The 6,643-nt window shown below is 73.1% G+C and carries 7 protein-coding genes; 6 read left to right on the top strand and 1 reads right to left on the bottom strand.

Annotated features, from left to right (window positions below):
• Positions 1-1,000: sensor histidine kinase (locus ABD120_RS36265; RefSeq protein ID WP_343954893.1), on the bottom strand; the 1,000-nt coding region annotated here is incomplete at its 3' end.
• Positions 1,001-1,358: 358 nt separating this feature from the next.
• Here ABD120_RS36265 and ABD120_RS36260 point away from each other — a divergent pair.
• The 6 genes from ABD120_RS36260 to ABD120_RS36235 form a co-directional block, all read left to right on the top strand.
• Positions 1,359-1,985, top strand: coding sequence for a DedA family protein (locus ABD120_RS36260; protein ID WP_343954892.1), 627 nt, complete (start codon positions 1,359-1,361; stop codon positions 1,983-1,985).
• A gap of 37 nt (positions 1,986-2,022) precedes the next feature.
• On the top strand, positions 2,023-2,838 hold the full coding sequence (locus ABD120_RS36255) for a DMT family transporter (protein WP_343954891.1): 816 nt from the start codon (positions 2,023-2,025) through the stop codon (positions 2,836-2,838).
• A 1-nt stretch (position 2,839) separates the two neighbouring features.
• Entirely contained in the window at positions 2,840-4,057 is a 1,218-nt protein-coding gene (locus tag ABD120_RS36250) for a glycosyltransferase (RefSeq protein WP_343954890.1), read from the top strand.
• Positions 4,054-4,722, top strand: coding sequence for a DUF998 domain-containing protein (locus tag ABD120_RS36245; RefSeq protein WP_343954889.1), 669 nt, complete (start codon positions 4,054-4,056; stop codon positions 4,720-4,722). The genes ABD120_RS36250 and ABD120_RS36245 overlap by 4 nt, the downstream gene beginning before the upstream one ends.
• Positions 4,723-4,770: 48 nt before the next feature.
• Entirely contained in the window at positions 4,771-5,526 is a 756-nt protein-coding gene (locus ABD120_RS36240; protein WP_343954888.1) for an isocitrate lyase/PEP mutase family protein, read from the top strand.
• Between the two features lie 7 nt (positions 5,527-5,533).
• On the top strand, positions 5,534-6,643 hold a 1,110-nt coding region (locus ABD120_RS36235; protein WP_343954887.1), incomplete at its 3' end, for an AfsR/SARP family transcriptional regulator.

The raw sequence follows: 6,643 nt of genomic DNA, 5'->3' as shown, positions 1-6,643 counted from the left end.
GGCCCTGCGGCGCGCCGTTGCGCACGACGACGCCGGAGGAGGCGACCGTGACGCTCACCCGCGCGCCGGGGGCGTGCTTGGCCGCGTTCGTCAGCGCCTCCTGCACCACCCGGTGGGCCAGCGGGGGCTCCCCCGACACCGAGAGCGTGATCTCCATGCCGGAGTCACGGGCCCGCGTCACCAGGTCGGCCACCCCCTCCCCCTCGGGGGTGAGCGGCGCGTCGTCCCCCTGCTCGCGCAGCAGCCCGACGATCTGGCGCAGCCGCTCGGTCGCCTCCGCCGCCGCCTCACGCAGCTCTCCAGCGGCCCTGACCTGCTCGGAGGTGAGGCCGGGCGACAGCTCCAGACCACCCGCCCTGACCGCGATGAGCGCGAGGTCGTGGCCGAGCGAGTCGTGCATGTCGTGGGCGATCCGCGTACGCTCGCGCAACCTCGCCTGCTCCTCGCGGGAACGCTGCTCTCGGCCGCGCTGGAGCACCAGCCGCCGCCTGAGCCGCCCCAGCAGGTACGGCCCGACGTAGGTGAACAGCAGCCCGCTGACCATCGTCACGAACAGCTCCGGCGAGCCGCCGTCACGCCCGGCCACCAGGACGCACCCCGCCACCGTGAGCGCGGCCAGCGCGGCCACGGCCGGCCGGACCCCGGCGAGCCTGCGGCCGGTGAGGTAGGCGTACCAGAACAGGCCGGGCGTCAGCAAAGTGGCGGGGAACAGCTTCACCTCCCCCGACCACGGCCGCAGAACGTAGTCGAGCGTGGCCAGGCCGTCGGCCTGCGGCCAGGGCGTGAGCACGGTCAGCAGCAGCAGCGCGGCCAGCGGCCAGGGCCGCCCCACGAGGACGGCGAGGGTGACCCCCGCGAGCCGCGAGCCCGTGATCGCGAGGAATTCTCCCAGTTCGTCGAGCGGGTGGGGGCCGTAGCCGGCCGTCACCACGGCCAGGCCCGCCCACAGCAGCAGGTCGGTGGTGACCTGGCGGGGGCCTTCGCGGCGCAGTCGGTTCACGCCTTCGACGGTATCCGCCGTCGTGACCGCGCGTAGCCGCCGAAGGTGGGGCGTGATCCCTGACGAAAGTAGGGCTATCCCCACCGTCAAGTCGGATACCTGCACTCCTGACCCGGGCTGGTGCCTCCCGGCAGGATCGGTGGGGTCAGCCGGTGGTCGCGCCGTACCCGACGAAAGTCGGGGGTGGTGCGTGCCGAACGTCCGATGTGCCGTGGCCTGCGGTCTTCCTACCGTCGGTGGGGACATCCCTGAGATCTCTCGGGGGTCATCCAGTCGCCGACCGGGGTGAAGCCCGGATGTTCCCAAGGGTCGTTCCCGCGAGGGTGGCGATGCCCCTTGAAGATTCGGAGTGCACGACATGTCTCACGCGATTCTCGACCTGGTACAGCAGGTGATGTCCTCACCTTGGTTGTACCTGGCCATCTTCGCTCTCGCGGTGCTCGACGGGTTCTTCCCGATCGTCCCCGCGGAGACCTCGGTGATCACCGCCGGGGTCTTCGCCGCGAGCGGAGGCGGGCAGCCCAACCTGGCCCTGATCATCGTGGTGGCCGCCATCGGCGCTTTCGCCGGCGACCACATCTCGTACCTGATCGGCCGCAAGGCCGGAGGCAGGCTGCGCGAGCGCAAGGCGTTCGTGTGGGCGCGGGGCGCGTTGGAAGAGCGCGGCGGCCTGGTGCTCGTGGTGGCCAGGTACATCCCCGGCGGACGCACCGCCACCACGCTGACGATGGGCGCCGTACGGCACCCGCTGCGCTCGTTCACCTTCTTCGACGCGATCGCGGCCTCGTCTTGGGCCGTGTACTCCGCGCTCATCGGCTTCTTCGGCGGGATGGCCTTCGAGAACGACCCGATCAAGGGTCTGCTTCTCGGACTCGGCATCGCGCTGACGGTCACCTTCGTGGTCGAGGCCGTGCGGTTCGTCAGGAAGCGCCGGGCTGTCACCCAGCCTTCGGCCGAGCGCCTTCCCCAGGACACGTCCATTTGAACCTGGCTGACGACCATCCAGGATTGAGGAGCTTTCGATGACCCTTCTTGCCGTGGCGCTCGCCTTGGTGGGCTCGCTGTTCTTCGCGCTCGGCGCGGCCCTGCAGCAGTTCGAGGCGGTCGGCACCGGTGAGGAGAAGCCGAAGATGCGAGCGTTGCTGAGAAAGCCGCGCTGGCTGCTCGGCACCGTCTCCATCGGCGGTGGCGCCGGGCTCCAGGTGGTCGCCCTCGACTACGGCCCGCTCACGGTGGTCCAGCCGGTGGGTGTGGCCAGTCTGCTGTTCGCCCTGCCGATCGCGGCCACGCTGCACAAGCGCCGGCCCGAGCGGAGGGAACTGGCCGCGGCCGCCGTCGTGGCGGCCGGTCTGGTCGGTCTGGTGCTGATGGTGCCGTCGGCGGAGGGGCCCGCCCGGCTCGATCTCCCGGGCGTCGTGCTGCTGCTCGCGATCACCGGGGCCATCGCCGTGTTCGCGATCCTCGCCGCCAAGACCGTTCCGCCCACCGCCCGCGCCGCGCTGTACGCCGTGAGCGCCGGGGCCATGTACGGCGCCACCGCCGTCCTGATGCGGGTGCTCGTGGACGACGGCTGGAGCCAGTGGTACCTGTACGTGCCCGGCGTGCTCGTCACCGCGTTGCCCGGCGTCGTGCTCCTCCAGCGCGCCTACGCCGCCGGCCACTTCGGCGTCTCCTTCGCCTCTCTGCAGGTCACCGACCCGTTCACCGCGGTCGTCTTCGGTGCCCTGCTGCTCGGCGAGCCCATGCCCACCGGCGTCGTCCCCGTCCTCGCCGCCGCGATCACCGTGGTCGGGACCTTCGCGCTCGCCCGCACCTCCCCCCTCGAAAGGACCACCTGACATGGCCATGCCCCTGCCGATCCGCGCCACCCAGAGCGCCGAGAGCGCCGCGCCCGTCCCCCGGAGCCCGCGCCGGATCCTCATCTCCGCCGACACCTACCCGCCCGACGTGAACGGCTGCGCCGTCTTCACCTACCGGCTGGCCGCAGGGCTCGCCGAACGCGGCAACGAGGTGCACGTGGTCTGCCAGTCCGACACCGGACCGGCCAGGACCGAGGTGGTCGACGAGGTGATCGTGCACCGGCTGCGGTCGGCGCCGATGGTGGTGCACCCGACGATGCGGGTGACGGTGCCGACGCGGCTGCACCGGCTGGTCCGCTCGATCAACCCGGACGTCCTGCACGCACAGGGCCACTTCGTCGTGGGACGCGCGGCCATCTCCGCCGCCCGCAGGCTCGGCGTCCCGGTCGTCGCCACCAACCACTTCATGCCCGACAACCTGTTCCAGTTCGGCCATGTCCCCCAGCGGCTGCGGTCCGGGGTGGGCCGGGTGGCCTGGCGCGACTTCAACCGGGTCTTCGACCGCGCCGACCGCCTGACGACGCCGACCCCGCTGGCCGCCAGGCTGCTGGCCGACCAGGGGTTCAAGCGGCCGGTGGAGGCGGTCTCCTGCGGCATCGACCTGTCCCGCTTCCAGCCGCGCGGCGAACCGAAGCAGTGGGCGCGCAAGCTGCTGGAGCTGCCCAACCGCAAGACCGTGCTGTTCGTCGGCCGCATCGACGAGGAGAAGAACCTCGACGACCTGGTCAGGGCGCTGCCGATCGTCCTCAACGAGACCGACGCGCAGGTGGCGCTGGTGGGGCGGGGCAACCGTACGGACCATCTGCGGACGCTGGCCAGGCGGATCGGCGTGGCCGAGCGCTTCTTCTCGCTCGGGTACGTCCCGGACGGGCTGATGCCGCAGGTGTTCGCGGCCGCCGACGTCTTCGCGATGCCGGGCATCGCCGAACTGCAGAGCATCGCCACCCTGGAGGCGATGGCCTCCGGGCTGCCGGTGGTGGCCGCCGACGCGATGGCGTTGCCGCACCTGGTCGACGGAAACGGCTTCCTCTACCGGCCGGGCGACGCCGTCGAGCTGGGCAAGCGCCTGGCGGAGCTGCTGCGCGACGACGAGTTGCGCGAGCGGTCCGGACGCCGGAGCCGGGAGATCGCGCTCACGCACGACCACCAGTCCTCTCTGGCCAGGTTCGAGGCGATCTACGATGAGGTGGCCCGATGATCTGGGGAGCCGTCGCCGCGCTGCTCGTCGCGTTCGGCGCCCTCGCCTACGCACAGGCCGCGCTGCCGCCGCAACCGCTGCTCAGCGACTACGCGCTGGTGGACGGCGGCCTGGCGCCGATCCTGGTCGGCATGCTCGCGCTGGCCGTCGCCTGCGTCCTGCTCACGTACGTGCTGGCCCAGCACGAGCCCTCGCGCAGCGCGGCGGGCCGGGTGCTGTTGCTGGCCGCCGCCGCCGCGCTCATGCTGACCGCGCTCTTCCCGACCGACGCGGGCGGGACCGACGTCAAGACGCTGACCGGCGAGATCCACCGCTGGTCGGCCGCGCTGGTCTTCACGGCGCTGCCGGTGGCCGCCTGGACGCTGGCCAGGCGGCGGGCCTCGGTGGCCCGCTGGCGGCCGGTGCGGGTGGCGGCCGTCGCGGCGGCGGTGACGCTGGCGGTCTACCTGGCCGCCCACCCGGCCTCGTTCCTGTCGCCCGCCATCGACGGCCTGTCCTACTACGGTTTCCTGGCCCGGCTGCTGGTCGTCGCCGAGATGGGGCTGCTGGCCGTGCTCATGGTGGCGGTGTACCGCGAGCACCTGGCCCCTCGGCCGCGCCCGGTGGCCGCCGCCGTGCCCGAGCCGGTGTCCCTGGCCGCCCACCGCCGGCGCCGCGCCGCCTGAGGGACGCTTCGACAGGCGTCGAAGCGTCCTCGGGATAGCGTCGCGGACATGGCCACCACCACCTTCGAACGCTTCCGTGACCTGCACCGGCGCGGTGATCCGCTCCTGCTGCCCAACGCGTGGGACTACGGCTCGGCCGCGCTGCTGGCCGCGCGCGGCCATCCCGCCGTCGCCACCACCAGCCTGGGTGTGGCCGCCGTCCACGGCCGCCCCGACGCGGCCGGTGCGACCAGGGCGGAGACCCTCGAACTGGCCGAGAGCATGGTCGGGCTGGGCGTGCTGGTCAGCGTGGATCTCGAAGGCGGCTTCAGCGACGACCCCGCCGAGGTCGGGGAACTGGTCAGGGCGCTCGGCAGGCTGGGCGTCGCGGGCGTGAACCTTGAGGACGGCAGACCGGACGGCTCGCTGCGGCCGATCGCGCACCAGCGGGAGATCATCGCGGCTGCGGTGGGGCACGGGGTGTTCGTCAACGCCCGTACCGACACGCACTGGCTGGGCACCGGCGACACGATGGAGCGGGTCGCCGCCTATGAGGGGGCCGACGGGGTGTTCGTCCCCGGGCTCGCCGACGTGGGCCTGATCGCCGAGGTGGCCAGGAGTACGGCGCTGCCGCTGAACGTGCTGTTCGGCCCGCCGATGGACAAGCTGGCCGCTGCCGGGGTGGCGCGGGTGAGCACCGGATCGCTGCTGTATCGGGCGGCGCTGCGGGGGGCACTGGCCGTTCTGGACAACACACCCCCACCAATCCAGATATCAATCCCGACATATCAGGAAATCGCGACCATGCTGGAGCAGCGCCGATAATGAGCGCATGCGATTCGAGATCCTGGGCCCCGCACGCGTGGTCGGCCCGGACGGCCGGGAGCTCCCCCTGGGCGGACCCCGGGTGCGCGCGCTTCTCGTGCTGCTCGCGCTCGGCGCGGGCCGGATCGTCGCCGCCGAGCAACTGATCGACGACCTGTACGGCACCGACCCGCCCGACGGGGTGGCCAACGCGCTGCAGTCGCAGGTCTCCCGGCTGCGCCGGGCCCTCGGCCGCGACCTGGTCGAGTTCCACCCGGCGGGCTACCGGCTGGCCGTCGATCCCCTCCAGGTGGACGCCCACCGCTTCGAGCGCCTGGCCGCCGACGGCAGGCAGGCCCTGACCTCCGGCGACCCGGCCACCGCGGCCCAGGTGCTGCGCGAGGCGCTGTCGCTGTGGCGCGGCGCCCCGCTCGCCGGGTCCTCCACCACCCGGCTGGAGGAGCTGCGCCTGGCCGCCGTCGAGGACCGCGTCCAGGCCGACCTCGCGCTCGGCAGGCACCGCGACCTCGTCGCCGAACTGCGTGAACTCACCTCCGCGCACCCGCTGCGCGAACGCCTGCGGGTCCAGCTCATGCACGCCCTGTACGGCGGCGGCCGCCAGGCCGAGGCCCTGGCCGCCTTCGAGGAGGGCAGGCGGGTCCTCGACGAGGAACTCGGCGTCGAGCCGGGAGCCGAGATGGCCGCGGCCCACCTGGCCGTGCTGCGCGGCGACCCGGCGCTGCGGGCCCCGGCGCCCACCACGTCGCGGCGGGGGCTGCGCGCCCAGCTGACCAGCTTCGTCGGCCGTACCGCCGAGTTGGAGCGCCTGGACGGGCTGCTGGCCTCGGCCCGGCTCGTGACGCTGATCGGCCCCGGCGGGGCCGGGAAGACCAGGCTGGCCGTGGAAGCGGCCGGGCGGGTGAGCGGCGACGTCTGCTTCGTCGAACTGGCCCCCGTCGCCGACGGCGCCGACCTGCCGGCCGCGGTCCTGTCCGCGCTCGGGGTGCGCGACTCCCGGCTGGGCCGCGCCGACCGGCCGGGCCCCGAGCCGCTGGAGCGGCTGGTCGCCACGGTGTCCGACCGCGACCTGCTGCTCGTCCTCGACAACTGCGAGCACCTCGTCGGCCTGGCCGCCGAC

It is taken from the genome of Nonomuraea longicatena (assembly GCF_039525605.1).
Classification (GTDB): domain Bacteria; phylum Actinomycetota; class Actinomycetes; order Streptosporangiales; family Streptosporangiaceae; genus Nonomuraea; species Nonomuraea longicatena.
Note: the sequence above shows the minus strand (reverse complement) of the source record. Positions and strands in the feature narration are given on the sequence as shown.

What these genes read in the sequence shown, in the direction of transcription:
- ABD120_RS36260 (WP_343954892.1), top strand. Translation starts at nt 1,359, where the DNA reads ATGTCTCACGCGATTCTCGACCTGGTACAGCAGGTGATGTCCTCACCT.
- ABD120_RS36255 (WP_343954891.1), top strand. Translation starts at nt 2,023, where the DNA reads ATGACCCTTCTTGCCGTGGCGCTCGCCTTGGTGGGCTCGCTGTTCTTC.
- ABD120_RS36250 (WP_343954890.1), top strand. Translation starts at nt 2,840, where the DNA reads ATGGCCATGCCCCTGCCGATCCGCGCCACCCAGAGCGCCGAGAGCGCC.
- ABD120_RS36245 (WP_343954889.1), top strand. Translation starts at nt 4,054, where the DNA reads ATGATCTGGGGAGCCGTCGCCGCGCTGCTCGTCGCGTTCGGCGCCCTC.
- ABD120_RS36240 (WP_343954888.1), top strand. Translation starts at nt 4,771, where the DNA reads ATGGCCACCACCACCTTCGAACGCTTCCGTGACCTGCACCGGCGCGGT.